This is a genomic window from Pseudenhygromyxa sp. WMMC2535 (assembly GCF_011083025.2).
The window spans coordinates 2,910,325-2,931,589 of record NZ_JABJWV010000001.1 but is presented as its reverse complement, the minus strand read 5'-3'; the positions used below and the strand labels follow the sequence as shown (position 1 = coordinate 2,931,589).

The 21,265-nt window shown below is 68.3% G+C and carries 18 protein-coding genes; 11 read left to right on the top strand and 7 right to left on the bottom strand.

Annotated elements, in window-relative coordinates; genetic code table 11:
• The first annotated feature begins 7 nt into the window (after window positions 1–7).
• The 7 genes from G6O69_RS11315 (at window position 8) to plsY (ending at window position 8,356) form a co-directional block, all read left to right on the top strand.
• A complete protein-coding gene (locus G6O69_RS11315; protein ID WP_172303524.1) occupies window positions 8–1,144 on the top strand; it encodes a hypothetical protein in 1,137 nt (378 codons plus the stop codon).
• Between the two features lie 54 nt (window positions 1,145–1,198).
• Window positions 1,199–4,513, top strand: coding sequence for a dynamin family protein (locus G6O69_RS41540; RefSeq protein WP_172303523.1), 3,315 nt, complete (start codon window positions 1,199–1,201; stop codon window positions 4,511–4,513).
• A gap of 85 nt (window positions 4,514–4,598) precedes the next feature.
• The gene (hisH, locus tag G6O69_RS11305; RefSeq protein ID WP_172303522.1) at window positions 4,599–5,219 is read left to right on the top strand and encodes an imidazole glycerol phosphate synthase subunit HisH; all 621 of its coding nucleotides are present in this window, start codon (window positions 4,599–4,601) and stop codon (window positions 5,217–5,219) included.
• Window positions 5,220–5,232: 13 nt separating this feature from the next.
• A complete protein-coding gene (locus G6O69_RS11300) occupies window positions 5,233–6,015 on the top strand; it encodes a HisA/HisF-related TIM barrel protein (protein ID WP_172303521.1) in 783 nt (260 codons plus the stop codon).
• Window positions 6,009–6,815, top strand: a complete 807-nt coding sequence (hisF, locus tag G6O69_RS11295) for an imidazole glycerol phosphate synthase subunit HisF (protein WP_172303520.1) — start codon at window positions 6,009–6,011, stop codon at window positions 6,813–6,815. The genes G6O69_RS11300 and hisF overlap by 7 nt, the downstream gene beginning before the upstream one ends.
• A gap of 15 nt (window positions 6,816–6,830) precedes the next feature.
• Window positions 6,831–7,727 (top strand): bifunctional phosphoribosyl-AMP cyclohydrolase/phosphoribosyl-ATP diphosphatase HisIE, encoded by an 897-nt coding sequence (hisIE, locus tag G6O69_RS11290; RefSeq protein WP_172303519.1) that lies wholly within the window; start codon window positions 6,831–6,833, stop codon window positions 7,725–7,727.
• Window positions 7,724–8,356: a glycerol-3-phosphate 1-O-acyltransferase PlsY gene (plsY, locus tag G6O69_RS11285; RefSeq protein WP_346017030.1), complete on the top strand. Its 633-nt coding sequence runs from the start codon at window positions 7,724–7,726 to the stop codon at window positions 8,354–8,356. Before hisIE ends, plsY begins: the two co-directional genes overlap by 4 nt.
• Window positions 8,357–8,529: 173 nt before the next feature.
• Here plsY and G6O69_RS11280 read toward each other — a convergent pair whose 3' ends face one another.
• Entirely contained in the window at window positions 8,530–10,557 is a 2,028-nt protein-coding gene (locus G6O69_RS11280; protein ID WP_172303518.1) for a DUF4157 domain-containing protein, read from the bottom strand.
• 56 nt (window positions 10,558–10,613) lie between these two features.
• Window positions 10,614–10,949, bottom strand: a complete 336-nt coding sequence (locus G6O69_RS11275; protein ID WP_176396770.1) for a hypothetical protein — start codon at window positions 10,947–10,949, stop codon at window positions 10,614–10,616.
• 453 nt (window positions 10,950–11,402) lie between these two features.
• Here G6O69_RS11275 and G6O69_RS11270 point away from each other — a divergent pair, with 453 nt between their 5' ends.
• Window positions 11,403–13,553 carry a right-handed parallel beta-helix repeat-containing protein gene (locus G6O69_RS11270; protein ID WP_172303517.1) on the top strand — a complete coding sequence of 717 codons (2,151 nt, stop codon included), beginning with the start codon at window positions 11,403–11,405 and terminating at the stop codon, window positions 13,551–13,553.
• A 62-nt stretch (window positions 13,554–13,615) separates the two neighbouring features.
• A complete protein-coding gene (locus tag G6O69_RS40075) occupies window positions 13,616–15,628 on the top strand; it encodes a hypothetical protein (RefSeq protein WP_255215762.1) in 2,013 nt (670 codons plus the stop codon).
• 90 nt (window positions 15,629–15,718) lie between these two features.
• On the opposite strand, the gene G6O69_RS40070 is transcribed toward G6O69_RS40075, so the two are convergent.
• Window positions 15,719–15,928, bottom strand: coding sequence for a hypothetical protein (locus G6O69_RS40070; protein ID WP_255215761.1), 210 nt, complete (start codon window positions 15,926–15,928; stop codon window positions 15,719–15,721).
• Window positions 15,929–15,931: 3 nt separating this feature from the next.
• Here G6O69_RS40070 and G6O69_RS11260 point away from each other — a divergent pair, with 3 nt between their 5' ends.
• Window positions 15,932–16,126, top strand: a complete 195-nt coding sequence (locus tag G6O69_RS11260) for a hypothetical protein (protein WP_176396524.1) — start codon at window positions 15,932–15,934, stop codon at window positions 16,124–16,126.
• Between the two features lie 32 nt (window positions 16,127–16,158).
• Here G6O69_RS11260 and G6O69_RS11255 read toward each other — a convergent pair whose 3' ends face one another.
• The gene (locus G6O69_RS11255; protein WP_176396769.1) at window positions 16,159–17,094 is read right to left on the bottom strand and encodes a hypothetical protein; all 936 of its coding nucleotides are present in this window, start codon (window positions 17,092–17,094) and stop codon (window positions 16,159–16,161) included.
• Window positions 17,095–17,947: 853 nt separating this feature from the next.
• The gene (locus G6O69_RS40065; protein WP_255215760.1) at window positions 17,948–18,079 is read right to left on the bottom strand and encodes a hypothetical protein; all 132 of its coding nucleotides are present in this window, start codon (window positions 18,077–18,079) and stop codon (window positions 17,948–17,950) included.
• 486 nt (window positions 18,080–18,565) lie between these two features.
• Between G6O69_RS40065 and G6O69_RS11250 the strand changes: the two genes are divergently transcribed.
• Window positions 18,566–20,023, top strand: coding sequence for a hypothetical protein (locus G6O69_RS11250; RefSeq protein WP_172303514.1), 1,458 nt, complete (start codon window positions 18,566–18,568; stop codon window positions 20,021–20,023).
• On the opposite strand, the gene G6O69_RS11245 is transcribed toward G6O69_RS11250, so the two are convergent.
• Together G6O69_RS11245 and G6O69_RS11240 are read right to left on the bottom strand one after the other, a co-directional pair.
• Window positions 20,007–20,510, bottom strand: coding sequence for a hypothetical protein (locus tag G6O69_RS11245; RefSeq protein WP_172303513.1), 504 nt, complete (start codon window positions 20,508–20,510; stop codon window positions 20,007–20,009). The genes G6O69_RS11250 and G6O69_RS11245 overlap by 17 nt on opposite strands.
• Window positions 20,511–20,580: 70 nt before the next feature.
• The gene (locus G6O69_RS11240; RefSeq protein ID WP_255216236.1) at window positions 20,581–21,255 is read right to left on the bottom strand and encodes an IS3 family transposase; all 675 of its coding nucleotides are present in this window, start codon (window positions 21,253–21,255) and stop codon (window positions 20,581–20,583) included.
• Between the last annotated feature and the right edge of the window lie 10 nt (window positions 21,256–21,265).

Here is a 21,265-nt window from a genome sequence, read left to right as displayed (position 1 = left end):
TTCGGTCATGCGACTTCACTGGCTTCCCAAGACCTGCGTGTTTTTGTCCTTGAGCGCCCTGCCCCTCGCGGCCTGCGGTGACGATGTTTCCGAGGCCGACTCCTCCTCCGGAGACAGCGGGACCGCCGAAGACGACTCCTCCTCCTCGGAGGACGCGGACGGCAGCGACGAGATCGGCGAGACCGCCGACACGACCACGACCACGACCGCGGACGAGACCGCCGACGGCGAGAGCGACTCGACCGACGCCGGGACCGCCGAGGACGAGAGCGCCGAGACCGAGAGCAGCGACACCGCGGACACGGACACCGAGTCCGACTCGGGCTCAGGCTCCGAGTCCGACACGGACACCGACTCGGACACCGACTCGGACACCACCGGCGACATGGAGATCTGCGACTGCGCCGAGAACACGGACCTGATCTACGTGCTCTCCGATGACGCGGAGCTGTGGAGCTTCAACCCGCTCGACTCGCAGTTCGAGCAGATCACCGAGGACCTCGGCTGCCCGCAGTCGTCGACCTTCTCGATGTCCGTCGACCGCAACGGCATCGCCCACGTGATGTTCTTCAACAACGACATCTACACCGTGGACGTCAACAACCCCAACACCTGCGCGGACCCGGGCTACGTCCCCAGCCAGCTCGACTTCGACAAGTTCGGCATGGGCTTCGTGTCGAACAGCCAGTTCGACCCCTGCGAGAAGCTCTACGCCCACAGCTGGAGCGGCCAGGGCGGGTTCTCGGAGGCCAACGACGCCGGCCGCCTCGGCAAGCTCGACCCCGAGACCCTGACCATGGAGGAGATCGGCTACATCGACTACGACGGCGGCGAGCTCACCGGGACCGGCGACGGCCGGCTCTTCGCCTTCGCCGGCAGCCCGGCCAAGCTGGTCGAGTACGACAAGTCCGACGCCTCGGTGATCGACACCGAGACCCTCGACATGGACCTGACCAACGCGTTCGCGTTCGGCTTCTACGGCGGTGACTTTTATATGTTCACCGAATCCGACAACAACTCCTCGGTGTCCAAGGTCACCCACTACGACTACAACGACACCAAGGACCTCACGGTCGTGGTCGAGCAGGCGCCGATCCGCATCGTCGGCGCCGGCGTGTCGACCTGCGTGCCCGTGGCCCAGTAGGAAAGTCCAGGGCCCCCAGGCGCCGCCCGGGGGCCTGCGCTATGCTCCCCGCGCATGGCCGAGGACGAGGACGATAGCCCCTTCGAAGAAGCCGCCCGCCAGGCCCGAGAGGCCGGGCGCCAAGCTCGTGACTGGGCGCGCAAGTTCAAGCTCCGCGACGTCGGAGACTCGCTCGGCGGGACCCTCGGCGACTGGGCCAAGAAAGCCCGCGACCTCGTCGTCGAGGTGTCCGAGAACGTCGGCGTCCCCGAGGCCGTGCGCGACGCGACGGAGCAGGCCAGGGCCATGCGCATCGCCGGCGACGCGGCGGGGGCCCGGGCCGTGCTCCGCGAGCTCATCGAGCCCTACAAGGGCGAGGCGGCGCTGGTCAACGCCCTGGCCCTGACGGCGACCCACGAGCGCTTCGTCGACGACCGCGTCCCCGCGGGCGTCGAGATCGTCCGCGAGCTCGGGGATCGCCTGGGCGAGAAGAAGGTCGGGGCCATGTGCCTGCTCGACGCGGCCGAGCACCTGCGCAGCGGGCGAGATCCGGCCAAGGCCCTCGACACGCTGCGCCGCGGTCGGGCTCGGCTCGAGCGCCTCGGCTCCCAGGATCTGATCGAGGGCCGGCTGCTCGCCCACCTGATCGCCGCCTCGGCCCACCGCCGCCTGGGCGCCCACGAGCGGGCGATCCGCGAGATCCGCAAGGCCGCCGCCGCGCTCCCGCCGGGGGCCAGCGAGGCCCTGCGCCGGCTGACCTTGGCCCTGGGCGTGGACCAGCTCCTCGCCGGCGGGCGCATCGTCGAGGCCGAGCGCTGGATCCAGTCGGCCTACCAGCGGCGGATCATCGCGGCCCGCAAAGAGGCGATCCGCGCCCGCGCCAGCAAGCAAGCCGAGGAGCGCGAGGCTGGCGTCGAGCTCGAAGAGGACGCGCCGACCCTCGACGACGCCAACACCGAGTTCGACCTCGGCGACGAGGTCGACGATCGCTACAGCCCCCTCGAGCAGGCCCTGCTCGCCCGCGTGCTCGCGGCCCGAGGCGAGCGCGCCCGCGCCCGCGCGCTGATCCGCGAGCTCCCGCCCCAGGTGGGCGAGGACGGCCTGGTCAGCGAGGCCCGGGTGCGCGTGGCCGTGGCCGCCAGCCCGCCCGCAGGGGCCTGCGCCGCGGCCCTGCGCTTCTTGCAGGCCGACGCCGCCGATCCCGACCGCCTGCGCCTGTGGGCGCTCGCCGAATTCCGGCGGCTGCGCACAACGCAGACCGCCGCCGCGCCCTCGTCCAACACCGCCACGCCCTCGACCTCCGGCGTGCTCGAGGCCCTGGTCCGCGCCCTGAGCCACGCCCCGCCCCACGCCCGCGCGCCCCAGGCCCAGGAGCTCGCCCACGTCGCCCTGGTCCTCGAGGACTTCTCGCAGCCAGTCTGCCGCGAGCTCGACGCGGTCCGCCGCGAGCACAAGGAAGACCTCGCCCTGCTCGGCGCCGAGCTGCGCCTGCACCGGGTCCGCGCGGCCCTGGCCGAGGCCCTCGCCAAGACCCGCGGCGCCGAGACCCTCGACCTCGAGGTCCGCCGGCTGTTCTCGCCCATCGACGGCCCCGCGCCCTATCGCCTCCAGGCCCGCCCCGAGCTCGCCGAGATCCTCGGCCCCGACGAGCTCAGCCCGCTGCGCGACCCCCTGCGCCGCGAGGCCCTGATCGCCGCCCAGCGCGAGCTGGCGATCGCCGAGCGCACCATGCTCGACGGCCGCGCGGCCATCCACGCCGTCGAGCGGGCCCTGGTCGCCGCGCTGATCCAGGACCCCGAGCTGCCCGTGGCCCGCCGGCGCCTCGCCGAGCTCGACGGCCCGCGCGTCGGCGACCGCCTCGAGGATCGGCTGCGCGCGGCCACGGAGCTGCTCGCCAAGCTCCCCGACGAGATCCTCGGCGTCCCCGTGGCCGGGGCGGGCGAGGCCCTGCGCCAGGTCGTCGCCGCCCGCGAGCGCCTCGCCCGGCCGCTGACCATCGCGATCATGGGCGAGTTCTCGGCGGGCAAGAGCACCTTCGTCAACGCCCTGCTCGGCGAGGCCGTCGCGCCCATGGGCGTGCTCCCGACCACCAACACCATCAACGTGTTTCGGCGCAGCGCCGGACGGGGCGCCCGGGTCCACTACCGCGACGGCAGTATCGCGACCGTCGCCGCCCCCGAGCTCGACGCCTACCTGCGCAACCTCGACGACCAGGAGGCCGACCGCATCCGCCACCTCGAGATCGACCGTGTCGGCGAGCGCATGGGCGACGCCGCCGTCGTCGACACCCCAGGGCTCAACGCCCTCGACGAGTATCACGAGCAGGTCGCCCGGGCCTTCATCGAGGAAGCCGACGCCGTCGTCTGGATCTTCTCGGCCACCCAGGGCGGGACGGCGACCGAGGCCGGCATCCTGAAGGAGCTGCGCGAGGGCGGACGCAAGGTCCTGGGCGTGCTCAACAAGGTCGACATCCTCGACTCCGAGGCCGAGCAGCGCGAGCTCGCCGACTACCTGCGAGACCAGCTCGGGGCCGTGCTCGTCGAGATCCTCCCGCTCTCGGCCGCGGCCGCGCTGAACCAGCGGACCGCCGAGTCCCCCGCCGGCGAGCCCGACAACCAGACCCGCGGCGATCTCTTCGCCCCCGTCGACGACGCCCTCGAGCGTCACTTCCTGGCCCACGCCCGCGAGCTCAAGGTCGACCTCACCCGCCGCCGCCTCGGCGAGGCCCTCACCCTGGCCCGCGCCGGCGTGCTCGCGGCGGTCGCCTCGCTCGAGGGTCGCGGCGCCGACGAAGACCTGGCCACCGCCCTCGAGCGGGCCGGCCTCCAGCTCGCCCGCTTCTCCGAGGAGCTCCACGAGGGCCTGCTGAGCCTCGACGATCTCCTGGTCCGCGAGGCCCTGGCCATCGGCCTGGTCGAGGTCGGCCAGGGCTCGCGGCGCAAGCTCGACGCCCAGGACGGCGAGTACCTCGAGGCCACCTTGGAGGACGCGGCCATGCGCGCGCTCCAGGATCGGCTCGCGGATCTGACCGCCGAGCACGAGGTCTTGGCCGGGCTGCTCGTCGAGCGCCTGGTCCCCTGGGCCCGGGGCTACCTCGCTGGCCTCGCCAGCCGCGGCTTCGCCCGCGAGCTCCTCCAGACCCACGCCCGCGCGGCCAGCCGCGGCGAGCAAGCCCTCCGCGACAGCCTCCGCGGCGGCCTGCGTCCGCTCGCAGACGACTGGCGAGTCGCGACGCGCGAGCTCCTGCGCGAGCTCGAGCGGGCCCTCGCCCGCGCGCGGCAGCAGTCGACGAGCGCCCCGCGGGCCGAGGCCCTTCGCCTGCGGACCTCCGTACTCGTCGGCATCGATGCCCTCTCCGCTGGCCTCGACGCGCTCGATCGCAACGCGTAGTTCGCGCAAGCAATTGAGGGCGAGTCCTCCATGATCTCAAATTTGGGTCGGATCTGCGCGGACTTGTGTTAGAACCGCCCGGCTCATGGCTCGGGAAATTACCCTCGTCGACGCGGGCCTCGGCAACCTGGCGAGCGTGGAGCGCGCTCTCATCCAGGTCGGCGCTGCCACCGTCGTCACCGACGACCCCGACAAGGTCGCCACCTCGAGAATCGTCGTTTTCCCCGGTCAGGGGGCATTTGGCGAGCACACCGCGAAGCTCGTGGATGGCGCCATGGGTCAAGCCATGCGCATGGTCATCCAGCGCGGAGACCCCTTCTTGGGCATCTGCCTCGGCATGCAGCTGCTCTTCGAGGACTCCGAAGAGGGCGGCGGCCGCAAGGGTCTGAACGTCCTCCCAGGTCACTGCCGGCGCTTCCCCGACGACATGACGGTCGTCGAAGGCGAGAGCGTGCGCAAACTCAAGATTCCGCACATGGGCTGGAACGAAGTCCAGCCCTCGGGCGAGCACTACTACTTCGTCCACAGCTACTACGTCGACGCGACCAACTCCGAAGACGTGATGTGGTCCTCGACCTACGGCGACATCACCTTCGCCGCCGCGGTCCGCCACGACAACATCTACGGCTGCCAATTCCACCCGGAGAAGAGCCAACAGGCCGGCCTCCGCTTCCTGCGGGCCTTCCTGCTGGGGAGCCGCCAGTAGGCCGAGGACGCCGGTGCAGCTGATCCCCGCGATCGATCTCCTGGGTGGCAAGGCCGTCCGCCTCGCCGAAGGGGACCGCGAGCGGGTCACCGTCTACGCCGACGAGCCGTGGAAGCTGGCCGGTGAATTCGTGGCCGCCGGGGCTCGCCGCCTGCACCTCGTCGACCTCGACGGGGCCTTTGGTGAGACCCGCCAGCTCGACCTGCTCCGCCGCATCCTGACCACCGCGCGCTGGGCCGAGATCGAGGCCCGCGCCCCCGATCAGACCGGCCGCGAGCTCGTCATCGACGTCGGCGGCGGCATCCGTGACGTCGACGCGGCCGAGGCTCTGTTCGAGCTCGGCGTGGATCAGGTCGTCGTCGGCACCTTGGCCGTGCGCGAGCCCGAGGCCGTGGCCGAGCTGTGCCAGCGCCACCCCGGGGGCGTCGTGGTGGCCATCGACGCCCGCGACGGCGTCGTCGCCGTCGATGGCTGGCGCGAGCTCTCGACCCGCAGCGCCGCCGAGCTCGCTGGCGAAGCCGCCGAGTGGGGCGCCGCGGCCTTGCTCTACACCGACGTGCACCGCGACGGCCTCCAGGTCGGGCCCAACGTCGAGATCACCGCGCAGCTGCAGCAGGTCGTCGACCGCCGCTGCGACCACCGGGGCATCCCTCGGGCCGAGGTCATCGCCAGCGGTGGCGTGGGCTCCCTGGCCGACTTCGACGCGCTGCGCGAGGCCGGCGTCCGGGCGGTGATCGTCGGTCGCGCCCTCTACGAACATAGCTTCACCCTAAAGGAGGCTCTCGCACGATGCTGAAACGACGGATCATCCCCTGCCTCGACGTCAAGAACGGACGCGTGGTCAAGGGCGTCCACTTCAAGGGCCTGCGCGACGCGGGCGACCCGGTCGAGGCCGCCCGTGCCTACGACCAGCAGGGCGCCGACGAACTGTGCCTGCTCGACATCACCGCGACCACCGAAGGTCGCGAGACCTTCGTGGAGGTCATCCGCGCCGTCGCGCCGCAGGTGTTCTGCCCGCTGACGGTGGGCGGCGGCATCCGCCGCGAGGACGACGTCCGCCGCCTGCTCGAGGCCGGCGCCGACAAGGTCGCGATCAACTCCGCCGCGGTCAGCTCTCCGCCGCTGATCGAGCGCCTCGCCAAGCGCTACGGCAGCCAGGCGATCGTCGTGGCCATCGACGTCAAGCGCATGCCGGCCCTGCCTCAGGACAGCGAGCCGCTCTACGAGGTCGTGATCCACGGCGGGACGCGCTCGACCGGCCTCGAGGCCCTGCACTGGTGCGAGCAGGTCGCCGAGCTCGGCGCGGGCGAGATCCTGCTGACCTCCATGGACAAGGACGGCACCCGCGACGGCTACGACCTGTGGGTGACCCGCGAGGTCGCGCGCCGCGTGCCGGTCCCCGTGGTCGCCAGCGGCGGCGTGGGCTCCCTCGAGCACCTGCGCCAGGGCCTGGCCCTGGGCGAGGGCGAGGCCGACGCGGCCCTCGCCGCCTCGATCTTCCACTTTGGTCTGTTCACCATCGCCCAGGCCAAGCAGTACCTGGCCGAGCACAACATCCCGGTGCGTCCCCCCGAGGGCCCACGCAGGGCGGCCTGAGACCGAGGGCGAGCGGTGGACGTCGACGAGCTGTGGGCGAAGCTCGCCCCCGATGATCGCGGCCTGGTCGCCGCGATCATCACCCACGTCGACGACGGCCGGGTGCTGATGCTCGGCTACATGAGCCGCGAGGCCCTCGCGCGCACCCTGGCCACGGCCAAGGTCACCTTCTTCAGCCGCTCCAAGCAGCGCCTGTGGACCAAGGGCGAGAGCTCCGGCAACGTCCTCGCGCTGCGCGAGCTACGGGTCGACTGTGACGGCGACGCCCTGCTGATCGCCGCCGTCCCCCACGGCCCGACCTGCCACACCGGGGCGAGCTCCTGCTTCTACAAGCCCCTCGAGCTCGCCGAGCCCACCGCCGACGCCGAGCCCACCGCCGAGCCGCTGCGCTTCGCCCCCGAAGACGACGGCCCCGCGCCCTTGCCCGGCGCAGCCCTTGCCCAGCTGTGGTCGACGATCCTCGCCCGCAAGGCCGGCGAGGGCATGACCAACGCCGAGGGTCGCAGCTACGTCCGCTCGCTCCTCGACGCCGGCGTGGCCAAGATCAACGCCAAGATCCGCGAGGAGGCCGAGGAGCTCGCCGCCGCCCTGACCGACGAGACCGACGAGCGCGTGGCCTCCGAGGCCGCCGACCTGCTCTTCTTCGCCCTCGTCGGCCTGGCCGCCCGGGACCTCGAGCCCGCCGACGTCGCCGCGGTCCTCCGCGCCCGCCACGGCCTCAGCGGCATCGATGAAAAACGAGCCCGTTCGGGCTCCGGGGAAAAACGAGCCCCCTCGGGCTCCGGGGAAAAACGAGCCCCCTCGGGCTCCGGGGAAAAACGAGCCCCCTCGGGCTCCGGGGAAAAACGAGCCCCCTCGGGCTCCGGGGAAAAACGAGCCCCCTCGGGCTCCGGGGAGACGCCGAAGCCGTGACCCTCGAGCTGCTCGCGTGGATGATCGGCGCCTACCTGGTCGCCGGCGTCCCCGTGGGCCTGCTCATCGGCCGTGCCCGGGGCATCGACCTGCGCGCCTTCGGCTCGGGCAACATCGGGGCGAGCAACGCCGTACGCGCCCTGGGCCGCCGCTGGGGCCTCCTGGTCTTCGCCCTCGACGTCGCCAAGGCGGCCCTCCCCGTCGCCGCCGCCGTCCACCGCTACGCCGGCACCCCCAGCGAGACCACCGCCGTCTCGCTCGTCGCCCTGGCCGCGATCCTCGGCCACGTGTTCCCGATCTACCTGCGCTTTCGCGGCGGCAAGGGGGTCGCCTGCGCCTTCGGAGTGTTCTTGGTCCTCGCCCCCAAGGCCGCCCTGCTCGGCCTCTTCCTCTACCTCCAGACCCTGTGGCTGACGCGGATCTCCGCCGTGGGCTCGCTGACCGCCGCCGCGGCGATCCTCGCCCTGGCCTGGGCCGACCCCGACGTCCCCTTCGCCTACGTCCTCCTGGCCGCTGGCGTCGCGGGGCTGATCTGGGAGCGCCACCGCGAGAACCTCGGCCGCATCCTCGCCGTGGCCAAGGACAGCAGCCAGCGCGAGGCCAAGCTGCGCGACAAAGACCCGAGCTGAGCACACCTTCGCTTGCCTACAATTTGACCCACTGGCGCACAGCAAAGTCGCATCGACCTCGATGAGGTACTTGCTGACCAGGCGGCGAAAAGCTGGGGCGAGCGCAATGGCGAGCGGGATGTAGAGGCCGAAGGGGGGTTCTGGATCCGCGACGCGTGCTCCTCCAGGAGATGTCAAAACTCTTTCCGAAGCCTTTTCCGACGGTTTTTTTGACGCCTTTTCCGACGCTCTTGCTCTCGCTGTATGTCTCGCTCGATCGTTCGCCTCAACTCACGATATGGATCGGTGTCGATGAGACTGGGCCGATCTGGGTCGTACCCCTCTCGCTCCAGTACGTTTCCGAGGATCGTCGACACCAGCGGGGCCCTTTTACTGAGCCTGGCATTTCCGTCGAGCCTGGCCATCACCGCCTCGGTGATCATGGCCCCGCGGTTCTCGCCGTGGCTACTCGAGCTTCGCGGCGTGTATTCGGCGTAGCCGACGCCGCTTGCGATCGGATCCATCCCCGGCGGCGTCGCCCCCCGCTGTGGGCCGGTGAGGTTCAGCCGATTTGCGACGTAGTTCGCAGCGGGCAACCCGGGGTGATTGAGATAGATGACCGCATCGTCCACACGCTTGCCGATGTTTTGTGGACCCATGATCTTGCTCTGATTTACAGATTGAGGACTTCCTGCCACGGTTTTGTACATGCGTTTGGCATTTCGTGCTGCGCCACTGACATCCATGTTGAGACTCAGGCGGGCGAAGACTCCATTTCGCATGCGACGACTGCCAGCTGGATTTATGCGGTAGGCAAATGTCGACAAATGATCTCCGTCGCTCAGGAAAGCCTTGTCTTCTTCGAGCTGCCTCTTCATTTCATCCAGACTATTCTTGCTGACTCCTCCATTCCGCTCCGCAGCGGCGATCTCTTGTTCGAGATCTTTGATGCGCTTGCGCCTATTCTTCACCTCATTTTCGTACTGCCGTGGCGAAAACTCCCCGTCGTCTTCGAATTCCTGAGCATAAACAGACATCTTGCCGTCGGAGTTTTTATCCCCGAGACGCTTGAGACGAGTGAAGGCTCGGTTAACATGAGTCTGACGTTGCGCTGGGTCCTCGTCCGGAGCGTCGCGCCAGTTGTCATAGATGCGACGGACGATCTCCGCGACCAAGTCCCGGTTCCCCTCCGCGAGCCCCTCGCTCGCAATCTCCGCGAGGCGTGCCCATTCATTCATCGAGCTCCTGGCGTACCCCGTGTTGCCCACGGTCACGGGCACCCCATCAGTGCGCGATGCTCGCAAAACCGTGAGCGTACGACGCATGCGCTCGAGTAAGTCCGCGAACTCGTGTCCCGCCATTTGGGTCGGTCGCCGGAAGCCGTTACCGCTGACATCCAGGGGCCCGAGGTTCACCCTTCCGACACTCCTGAGCCTGCTTCGCGCCTCCACCAACGCCTCGGCGCTCGCGTGGGCGGGCCAGTCGGCTTCATTGGGATCTGCCTCGCGCTCCTGTCGGTGTTGGATCAGCTCGTAGACCCCCGCTTGCCGAAAGGCCCCCCTCATCGCTCGCTTGAAGCCCTCGGGGCTGAACCCCGGCTCCTCCTCGTCCTCCCTACGCTGCACCACCCCCGGGGACCCCGCGGTCCCGGAGCCCAGCGACGGCGAGCTTTCCCCCATCCCCGCCGCCTCTCCCCGCGCCGCTCGCTCACCCGCCCCGTCCGCCTCCCGCTCCAACCCCGCTTGCGTGTTCACCGAAACGCCCCCGATCTCCACGTTCCCTCGCACCCGCCCCTGCCGCTGCTGCACCACGTGCGCCAACTCGTGCCCGATCATCCGCTGCCCCGCCGCGCTCTGCGGCCGATACTCCCCAGGCCCGAAGTGCAGCTCCTCCCCCCGCGTGAACGCCCGCGCTCCCACCTGCGCCGCCTCGGGCCCCTCACTCACCCGCACGCTCGAGAAGTCTGTCTCGAAGGCCGCCCCCATCTTCGCCGCTAGCCCCCGCGGCAAGCTCCGCCTCGGTCCGTCCGTCCCCGCCCCTCCTGTCCGTGCGTCCGCCAGCGCCTGCAGCCGCGCCAGACGCTGAACGCAGGGGCTGCGGTCCGCCAGCGCCTGCAGCTCGCTCAGCCGCGCGTCCCCGGGGCGCTCCGGCATCCCCTCGCTCGCTCGCGACGTCTGCCCGCGCGAAGACGTTGGCGTGAACTGCTGCTCGAGGTCATGCATACGCGACACCTCTTCAGCTTAACGTCGTCAATGATGGTCACCCTGTGAAATCCAAATCATTTTTCCAAGCTACCTCGTGCAAAGAATCTCCTCAGCCAAAACCCCCGCTGGACGGCTGGGGATCGCCTTGGCCGCGGCGACGGGCGAGCACCAAGGCCCAGGTCGGCGAGCACTCGTGCGATGTCGTCAGGCTTGTTGGCGATCTTCACCAAGCGCATCCCACCGCGGCAGCGCGGGCAGGTCATGACGTCGACCGCGAACACACGCTGCAGCAGCCACGCCCATGGATGTCGCGCAGGTGGTTTGGCGATCCCCTCGAGCGCTGTCGGATCGTCCACGAACGACAACGAGCTCTGCGTCGGCTCGGCGCGCTTGCGTTCGGGCCGTGGCACGAGCTTGGACCAACGCCTGATGCTTTCCAATTCATGGCCAACCGGGTTATCCCAGTTGCTGACCAAGCGGCGGCGTTCCGTGTTTGGGCAGGATTCCAGTGAGCACCCGAGGGGCCACGACGATGACGAACGAAAAAAAGGACATCGAGGTCTACGTCGAAAACCTAGTTCGGAAACCTGGCTGGAGATAACCCCGACGGGCGACCGATTGGTCCCGTGGGAAGAAACTCGAGAGCGAGAGTAGCGCTCGACTCCGCCCTTCTCCCACAACGATCGTCGGCGTGAACCCGGGCTCCTGGATGCGCAACGTCGTGCCCGAGTGAGGAGATTGCCGGGGCTGTTGTGGCTCAGCACCGGGGCCCTCGTCGCCCTCGCAGCCCGCTCTCGCTTGGCTTTCACGGTGAACCCCCGAGGTTTTGTGAAGGGACTGGCGCCCAGGGCCATGGAGCCACCATGAGTTCCGTATCGCCGAGGCCGGCGCGCGGCAGCGCTGGCTCGTGGCTGCCCCTGTCTTTGTGCTCGTCGCTGCTCACCATGCTCGGCTGTCCGCTCGGAGACGGCGAGATCGTCGATGGCGACTCGGTCGGCGTCGATGAGACCGACGAGAGCGCGGGCCTCGACACGGACGAGGGCACGGGCGCGGATCCGGACACGGCCGGGACACAGAGCACAGGCGCGGAGTCGACCGGGTCGAAGGCCGGGACACAGACGGGGACGACGGGCGAGGAGACGGAGGAGACAGAGGAGACGGGGACGGAGGAGAGCACGAGCGGGACGGAGGAGAGCACGAGCGGGACGGACGAGGGCACGGACACGGACACGGGCACGGATACGGACGAGGGCACGGATACCGACGAGGGCACGGACACGGACACGGGCATGGACACGTCGGACACGAGCACGGACGAGGACACGGGGACGGACGAGGGCACGGATACGTCAGACACGAGCACGGACGACACGGACACGGGCGACACCGGCGAAGAGAACAGCGACCCGATCTACGTCGACATCGATGCCCCCGACGGCGGCGACGGCCTGAGCTGGGAGACGGCGCGCAACGATCTACGGGCGACGGTCGAGGAGCTCGCCGACCTCGGCGGGGTGGTCTGGGTCGCAGAGGGCGTCTACGGGCCGCCGGACGAGGGCGTGGTCCTGCGCGTGGCCCCAGGCCTTCGCCTCTACGGGGGTTTTGCGGCCACGGAGACGTCCCTCGAGGAGCGGGACCTCGAGGCCCACACCACGCTGCTGCGCCAGATCGGGGCGGCGCCGGTGGTCGAGATCGACGGCTTCGACGCGGACACCGCCCTGATCCGCCTCGACGGCCTGGAGATCAGCGGAGACCTCGAGCTGCCGGTGGAGGAGCGCGGCCCGGGCATCGACTGCCTGGGGCAGGAGTTCGAAAACCACTACGCGCCACAGATCACCCTGGCCAACCTCGACATTCACGACACCAGCCGCGGCCTCTACGTCAGCAACTTCAGCACCGTCGAGATCTACGACAGCAGCTTCCACCACAACGTGGGTATCGCCGGCGCGGCGATCTACCAGGCCCACAGCTGGGTGTTCATGTACGACTCGAGCGTGGTCGACAACGAGGTCATCGGCGACTGCGGCAACGGGGCGATCAAGCACCTGCAACTGTGGGGAGACTTCTACTCCGGCTTTCTCTGGGCCGAGGACAGCAGCTTCTCCAACAACGTCCGCGGCGGCATCAGTGGCGCCTCGGTGCAACTGCAGCGCTGCACCCTCTCCGGCAACACCGGCCGGGCCGCCGGCGGCACCCTCAACAGCAGCTACGAAGACTGCGACTTCATCGGCAACCAGAGCGGGGCGCTCAGCGGCGCGGAGTTCACCGTCGATCGCTGCCGCTTCATCGACAACGAGAGCTCGATGGGCGCTGCGATCACCGGAGAGAAGGCCACGATCCGCGACTCGCTCTTCGTCGGCAACCACGCCGAGAAGGGCGGGGCGATCTATGGCTATGTCAGCGACTTCTACTACTCCCGCTTCGACATCTTCGACAGCAAGTTCATCGCCAACAGCGCCAACGAAGGCGGGGCGATCTACGCCCACGGCGACGGGATGAGCGGCTCCGCCGACATCGACGTCTTCAACAGCGAGTTCATCGCCAACGAGGCCGAGAGCGGCGGGGCGCTCTACGGCGCGGTCACGGCCGAGGCCTCGAGCTTCAGCGGCAACACGGCGGCGAGCGGGGCGGTGATCGCCGGCTTCATCCAAGGCCCGGAAAATGTGCACATGGCCGGGAGCCTGCGCTCCTGCGCGATGTGGCCCGACGAGGTCGGCAGCACGGTGGCCCACCACATCGCCAACTCCTGCTTCCCCGCCGGCATGCAGGGCTTCGACGACGACGGCGGCAACGTCGGGCTGATCGCGGATCCCTTCCAGACCCTCGATCTCGACGACGACGGCGTCGAGTCGCTCTACCTCGATCCGGCCTCGCCCTGCGTCGACCTCGGCGGCGAGCTCGAGGGCTTCGACTGGACGATCCTGACCACGCAGGCCTCGCAGTGCACCGACAGCGTGAGCCTCGACGCCGGAGTCCACTTCGCGCCCCTCGAGGAGGCCGGCCGCTGCGGCTGAGCGCCGGCCTGAGCAGCACGCGCTTCGCGTGAAGGGCTCGGCGTCGCGGACCATGGACAGCCATGAGCTCCGCACCACCGAGGCCGACCTGGGGCGTCTCCAGCTGTGGGCTGCTGCTCTCGCTGTCGGCGCTGAGCGCCCTCGGCTGCCCGCTCGGGGACGACGTGGGCGTCGACGAGACCGCGACGGCGGGGGGCGACAGCGACGAGAGCACGGGGACGGACACGGACGAGAGCACGGACACGGGCGAGAGCACGGACACGGGCGAGAGCACGGACACGGGCGAGAGCACGGACACGGACGCGGAGAGCGAGACCACCGATACGACGGACGAGAGCACGGAGAGCGATTCGGGGTCGGACTCGAGCGACAGCGGTAGTAGCGAGTCGGACACGGACAGTTCGGACAGCACGGACACGGGCGACACCGGCGACACCGGCGGAGGGGACAGCGACCCGATCCACGTCGACATCGACGCCCCCGACGGCGGCGACGGCCTGAGCTGGGAGACGGCGCGCAACGATCTGCGGGCGACGGTCGAGGAGCTCGCCGGCGTCGGCGGGGTGGTCTGGGTCGCGGAGGGCATCTACGGGCCGCCGGACGCCGGCGTGGTCCTGCGCGTGGGCCCGGGCGTCCGGGTCTACGGAGGCTTTGCCGCCACGGAGACGGCCCTCGAGCAGCGGGATCTCAGCGCCCACACCACGCTGCTGCGCCAGACCGGCACGGCGGCGGTGGTCGAGATCGACGACTTCGTCACGGACTCGCCGCAGATCCGCCTCGACGGACTGGAGATCAGCGGCGACCCGAGCCTGCCGGTGGGCGCCCGCGGCCACGGCATCGACAGCATCGGCGCGGTCTTCGATCATCTCGACACGCCGCAGCTGATCCTCGCCAACCTCGACATCCACGACACCAGCCGCGGCCTCGATCTGCTCCACGCCACCACCGCAGAGCTGCGCGACAGCAGGATCCACGACAACGTCAGCGAGAGCGCCGGCGCGGCGATCCACCAAGACCAGAGCCGGCTGCTGATCCACGACTCGAGCATCGACGCCAACCAGGTCACCGGCGTGGGCGAGTACGCCGTGATCGACCACGTCATCCTCTTTGGCTCGGCCTACTTCGGCTACACCGAGCTGTGGAACAGCACCATCGCCGACAACGTCGGCGGCGGGATCCGGGGCGGGAATGTGCGCATGCACGACTGCCTGATCGAGGGCAACTCCGGGATCCGGGCCGTGATCGCGACCTTGTCGGCGCTGATCGAGGACAGCGAGTTCATCGCCAACACCGCCGGGGCAGCGTCGGCGGCCAACTTCAGCGTCGAGCGCTGCCGCTTCATCGACAACCAAGGCGAGCGCGGGGCCGCGCTCCTGGGCACGGATGTCACGATCCGCGACTCGCTCTTCGTCGGCAACCAGGCCGAGTTCGGCGGGGCGATCTATGGTGGCATCACTGACTTCAGCAAGGCGGACATCGACGTCTTCGACAGCAGCTTCATCGCCAACAGCGCCAGCGAGGGCGGGGCGATCTACGCCTTCGGCTACCTGAGCGTCGGCTCCGCCGAAATCGACGTCGTCAACAGCGAGTTCATCGCCAACGAGGCCGAGAGCGGCGGGGCGCTCTACGGCTCCATCGACGTGTCAGCCTCGAGCTTCAGCGGCAACACGGCGGTGACCGGGGCGGTGGTCGCCGGCTTCATCGCCGAGCTCGGCCTCGATCAGGGGGTCTTCGCCGGGAGCCTGCGCTCCTGCGCGATGTGGCCCGACGAGGTTGGCGACGTGGTGCCCCACTTCGTCGCCAACTCCTGCATCCCCGCCGGCATGCAGGGCTTCAACGACGGCGGTGGCAACGTCGGGCTGATCGCGGATCCCTTCCAGACCCTCGATCTCGACGACGACGGCGTCGAGTCGCTCTACCTCGATCCGGCCTCGCCCTGCGTCGACCTCGGCGGCGTCGTCGAGGGCTTCGACTGGACGATCCTGACCACGCAGGCCTCGCAGTGCACCGACGCCGGCCTGCTCGACGCCGGGGCCCACTTCGCGGCGCTCGAGGAGGTCGGCGCCTGCGGCTGAGCGCCGAGCCCCAGCTGCCCGCGCGCCGGCTTACCACCGGCGTAGCGTTTTTGCCCGACGCCGGGCGCATCACCAGCGCCCGCTGCTGCCCTACCCGGACCTGCCGCGCGACGTCGAGCGCTGGGTCGAGGAGCCGTCCGCCAAGGAGCCGAAGGACAACCCCGAGGCCTGGACCGAGACCTCGCCGCCGCCGCTGTCCAACCCCGGCGCCGTGCCGGGCTCACGGGTGGTGCCGACGCCACGTGCCCTGCCGCGCTCTGCGGCCGATACTCCCCAGGCCCAAAGTGCAGCTCCTCCCACCGCGTGAACACCCGCGCTCCCACCTGCCCCGCCTCGGGCCCCTCGCTCACCCGCACGCTCGAGAAGTCCGTCTCGAAGGCCGCCCCCATCTTCGCCGCCAGCCATCGCCTGCAGCTCGCTCAGCCGCGCGTCCCCGGGGCGCTCCGGCATCCCCTCGCTCGCTCGCGGCGCCTGCCCGCGCGAAGACGTTGGCGTTGACTGCTGCTCGAGGTCTATCAGCCTGGGCCGGCTCAGTTGAAGCCGCTGCCACGGAAGATCTTCTTTGGCAGGGTCGTGATCTTGCAGCGCAGGCCGCCCTCCTGCTCGTACATGAAGGTGCGGACATCGCTCTTGATCAGCTCTCCGCCCAGGTGGCCGCCGACCGGGATCACGCTGATCCCAACTTCCTTCATATCATTACTGAAACACTCGAACGCGAACTGAATGAACTGATCATCCTCGTCATCATCGTGAGCAACGAGGACTTTGTCGGGGAACACCCCGAGACCATTGCAAAAGCAGAAGAAGGGCCCCATGCCCCTGCCATTGTTGATGTGGCCATCGACGACGCCCAGCGGAAACACGCCAGCGGTCTCGACCACGGTGAGCCCTGCCCCCTCGAGGACTCGGCGCGTCTCCGACTGGATCTTACGATAGGTCGTGATGAGCTTCTTGATGGGGCGCCCGAACCTCTCGCGCTTCGCCCCCCCCCGAGCTCCGAAGTAGAAGTCATTGACCAGCTCGAGCTGCTTGGTGAAGCTATGCAAGGCAATCGTGCCATTTCCGACATAGAGCATTTGCAGGTCGATGTGGTAGGCCCATTGGGGAACGAAGACGACATTCACGTCAAACGGAGGATCATCGGTCCCCATCAGCAGTCGAGCGACTCGCTGCTTCGCCTTGTCGAGCGAGGGGCATGAGGTAGACCGCCACACGGACAAGGGGGCGGCGTCTCCGACAACGAAGCACAGCTGATCTCGATGATTTCGCGCGCTGATGACGTTGCCTCCGGCGAAGGGCTCCGTGTGCACGCCGAACAACTTCGGGCTCAGTTTGGTCCCGGCCAGCGTGGGGATCACGCTCTTCGCCGAGCGCACGCCACCAAGGAAGTCTACGGCTTTGCTGATGATGCCAGAGTAATGCGGCGGCAGCATGAACTCCCGATTGACCGGTAGTTCCTGATCCAAGAACAGTGACGGCCCTGCGCATGTACGAAGCACAGAGTCGCGGTTCCAGTTCAAGGTAGCGAGGCTGACCTTTCGACATGAGAACCCGTGGGCTCGCCCCGATATCTGCAGCCAATTGAAGAAGGGGTCTCCGTCCAACAAGACCTCCGTGTAGCCCGGATAGACCATGTCCTCCACGTGCCACCACCTGAACGACTTGCGAACGAATGACCTGAACTGGGGGCCAACCCCAGGCGAGAACGGGGTCTTCGCACTCAGCGGCTTCGTCAGTGTCAGGAGGCATTGGCCTGGAGGCGCCTCGAACTGCCCCCACCCCGCCGAAGCCACGGACTGATCGGGCGGCGGGAGCGGCTGGCGCTTCTTGAGTTCACTCGAGGAGAGCTCGACGAGATCGATGGAGTAATAGACCTGGGAGGTCGATCGGTGTTCGTCGCACCGGGGTACCCGCCCGCGCCACCCGAGCATGAAACAAGTGGCTTCGTTCTCACAGCCGAATTCTCCGCACTTCATGAAGTCGCTCCAATCCTCCTCCCGACCCGAGTTGGTCCCATGGTTCTTTGAAAGAGGAAAGAATCCGGCGGCGAGCGTCCTTTTCCGCGCGGAAACAAAGAGCAATTCATCAGTGAATTGGCAGCGCGACTTGCGGAAAGGACATCCAATGCAGGGTCGGTGGGATGCGTTAACATCGCGCCAGCCTGAGAGCTGGCGTGCATGTCGCAACAGGACCCGGATGGCGCGATATCACCCCAAGCAGAGCCCCATAGGGCGCGAGAAGGCGCGATGTCGCCCGGCACTTGCCCAGCTCCGTGCACCCGACGCACGGCTCGACCAGCGCGACCTGATCAGGGTCAGGTCACGCGGCGAAGTCGAGCTCGAGTTGGCCGGCTGGGATCGCCTTGGCCGCGGCGGCGGCGAACGAGCGGCCCACATCGAACCCTTCGAGGCGATCACGTTCGACGTCGGCGAGCCATGGCGGAGCTGACATTCTGCGTGCTTCGGCTCAAAGTAGTCCCGAACGGATGAAGGTGTTGCCTACTCGCTCGAGCCCGAGGCGAAAGCTACGGCGCAGCTGCTCGAGTCGTCGACGAGGCTGGGGCACTGCGGGCAGGCGAGCACCGAGGACCTGCGCGCGAGCGGCTGGGAGCGCGGTTAGGGGGCTTGGAAGGTCGGCGGACCTCCGGGACCAGCCGGGAGGTTTTGCTGCTGCATGTCCAACGCATCGCGGATGGTCCAGAACCGAAAGGCCCTCATGAGGTGAATATCCAGATCTATCACGCTATTCCTCCTCCAAGCCGGAGCTAGGGGGAGATTTTGCAGGATATTCTGAATCTGGCCTCGCAAGAAGGTGATATGGGTCAGGACCGACGGGGCGGATCCGATCCTGAGCAGGCTCCCCAGCGCGTTGCAGGAGGACGGCGACTCCCCGGTTGTGGTTTCCGAGGTTTGAGATCATGCTGGGCTGGAGGTCACCATGGCAAGCCGGAAAAAGCCCAAGAAGCAGCCCAAGAAGCCGAACAGTGAGCTGGTGCGGAAGCTCGCGGCGATGATCAAGCAGAAGGTCGACGAGCAGCTCGGGCCAGATGCGACCTTCGAGCAGCGGCGTGATCTGGAGGCGGAGCTGATGCGAGACGTGCTGTGGCAGCGTGAGGACGACGACTTGCGCGAGTCTGTCTCGGAGGCCGACGTGGTCGAGGTCGGAGGCCGACGCTACGCTCGCCTGTCGCAGCGGTCGTCGGCGACCTACCACGGACGCTGGGGGCCGCACACGATCGAGGAGGCGCTCTACCGGGAGCTCGGCGTGCACAACGGGCCGACGATCAAGCCGCTGGAGCTGTGCGTCGGTATGATCGCCCGACGCTTGACCCCCGACTTCGCCCGCATCGCTGGTGAGCTGAGCGCGGACCTGAACAGCCGCGAGCTCGAGAACATCCTGAGGGTGGTCGGGATGCGGCCTCCGAGCCGTTCGTTGCTCGAAAAGCGCGTCAAGCTGATGTCCGCCGACATCGTCGAAGACGTCGACATGCTCGAGGCCGCGAGCAGGGCCGTGGAGGCCATCCCGCCGGGAGTGGCCTCGATCAGCTGCGGGCTCGATCGCTTCTCGGTGCGCATGGCTGAGCAGCTCGACGCCGACCTCGCGGAGGCGGCGCGACCGAAGCGGCGGCTCGCGGAGTACGTCCGCAAGCCGCCGCCCCCCAAGGAGCACCACTGGCGAAAGGCGTGGGTGGGCAGCGTCACCATCCACGACGCGGAGGGACAGGAGCTGCACACCTGGCGATACGCAGCCGATGCGGGGGAGGACGTCCGAAAGCTCGCCGAGCGGGTCGCGGCGGACGTGGCGTGGATCCTCCGTAGCCACCCACAGCTCCCGGTTCACGTGGTCCAAGACGCCGCGCCCGAGCTGCGTGCGCTGCCCGAGGCGTTGGCTCGAGTGCTGCCGAGCGACGCGAAGGTCCGGACCTTGATCGACTTCGAGCACCTGACGAGCAACTACCTCGATGCAGTCGTGGATGCCTGCGAGCCCGAGGGCGATCCCTTCAACATGAAGAGCTGGTATCGCGGCGAGCTCCTGCGCGACGACGGAGCGATCGAGCGGATCTGGCGAGGTCTTCTGGAACGGGCGAAGCGACTGCCGGGCCGGGACACGACCGCTCGCACGGCGGTCGCGGCCGCGCTCAGCTACATACGCCATCGCAAACCACTGATGCGTTATGCGTCGTCGTACGCGGCCAACCTGCCCATTGGTAGCGGCGCGACCGAGAGCACCTGCTGGACGATGCAACGCCGCGTCAAGCGCCCCGCGCAGTCCTGGGAGGTGCCTGGCCTGCGAGGAACGCTCGCACTGCGAGCCCTCGTCATCTCGAAACGCTGGCGCGCCGTTTGGGCCACCTATGCCGCTGTCCATCGCCACGAGGTCACGCTCGCCCATTGATCAGGATCGAATCCACCTCGAGGACCGAGTTCGTGTTGACTGGGAGCGGAGCGTGCCTGATTTTGAACGCCGTCGAGACCATCGCGGGCAGATGGTGGGCTGGCATCGCGGGGTCGAGTCCCATGCCGTTCACGATCATCTGCGTCTGCGGGTTGAGGTCGTCGAAGATGAGCGTGTTGTGGTAGTGGTTTCGGATTGGCTCTCCCAGCGCGATCTGAGCGGGCCGCTCGTGACGAGTCACGTTGTCGTCCTCCATGACGTCGTTGTGCGGGTTGGGCAGGTTCGGGGCGACGAGCCCGGCATACCCGTACATGGGCAGCAACCTGGCGTGGAGTCCGTTGAGCCAGGCTGTGAAGTCGCGGATCCCCCCCGCGCCTGCCAGCGGGCCCAGGGCCGCGAACTGTTCGGCCTCGATGTCCTGCTTGACGTGCCCGAACTCGTGCATGAGCAGCACTGCGGCCGATAGCGTGCCTGTCAGGTCCTGCATCCCCGCCTGGATGTTATTGGGAGCGCCGTTGAAAGTGCCCGTCTTGCCCCGAAATTTCGGACACCTGGTTTTATGCGACCTGACTCACCGTGAGCTCCACATAGGTAGTCCCGCTCGTATTCGACCGGCGAGCAGTAGCCGATGGTCGAATGCTTACGCTAACTATTGCGTAAATCCCGATCCATTCTGCAATGGAAATCATCGCCTGATCCTGGGTGAGGAAGACCTTCCGGTAGACATGCTCGCGCTTCAGCGTGGCGAAGAATGCCTCGGCCACGGCGTTGTCCCAGCAGTTGCCTCGGCGGCTCATGCTACAGGTGATCTTCTCGGCCTCGAGGCGCTCGCGGACGCGTGTCGCCTTGTACTGGGCGCCCTGATCCGAGTGAAAGAGCAAGCCCGCGTCGGAGGGCTCGAGGCTCCCGAGCGCGACCTCGAGCGCCTCGAGGACGAGCTCGGCGCGCATGTGCTCGGCCATCGCCCAGCCGACGACTCGGCGCGAGTACAGGTCGATCACCACGGCCAGATACAGCCAGCCGGCGGCGGTCCAGATGTACGTGATGTCCGAGACCCAGACCTGATCTGGCTCGTCGACCTCGAACTGGCGGTCGAGGATGTTGGTGGCGAGTTTCGCTGTCGGTTCCATGTCCACTATCCGGAATTTCGGCTTCAGGTCTGCGCTGAGGCCCATCTTGGCCATGAGTCGGGCTACTCGCTGGCTGAGATTGGGCGACCCCGGAAAGCCCAGGCCTATTCGG

Bases quoted from the DNA above. Each gene is read 5' to 3' on its own strand.
- G6O69_RS11315 (WP_172303524.1), top strand. From the start codon at position 8: ATGCGACTTCACTGGCTTCCCAAGACCTGCGTGTTTTTGTCCTTGAGC.
- G6O69_RS41540 (WP_172303523.1), top strand. From the start codon at position 1,199: ATGGCCGAGGACGAGGACGATAGCCCCTTCGAAGAAGCCGCCCGCCAG.
- hisH (WP_172303522.1), top strand. From the start codon at position 4,599: ATGGCTCGGGAAATTACCCTCGTCGACGCGGGCCTCGGCAACCTGGCG.
- hisF (WP_172303520.1), top strand. From the start codon at position 6,009: ATGCTGAAACGACGGATCATCCCCTGCCTCGACGTCAAGAACGGACGC.
- G6O69_RS11280 (WP_172303518.1), bottom strand. From the start codon at position 10,557: ATGCATGACCTCGAGCAGCAGTTCACGCCAACGTCTTCGCGCGGGCAG.
- G6O69_RS11270 (WP_172303517.1), top strand. From the start codon at position 11,403: ATGAGTTCCGTATCGCCGAGGCCGGCGCGCGGCAGCGCTGGCTCGTGG.
- G6O69_RS40075 (WP_255215762.1), top strand. From the start codon at position 13,616: ATGAGCTCCGCACCACCGAGGCCGACCTGGGGCGTCTCCAGCTGTGGG.
- G6O69_RS40065 (WP_255215760.1), bottom strand. From the start codon at position 18,079: ATGTCAGCTCCGCCATGGCTCGCCGACGTCGAACGTGATCGCCTCGAA.
- G6O69_RS11250 (WP_172303514.1), top strand. From the start codon at position 18,566: ATGGCAAGCCGGAAAAAGCCCAAGAAGCAGCCCAAGAAGCCGAACAGT.
- G6O69_RS11245 (WP_172303513.1), bottom strand. From the start codon at position 20,510: ATGCAGGACCTGACAGGCACGCTATCGGCCGCAGTGCTGCTCATGCAC.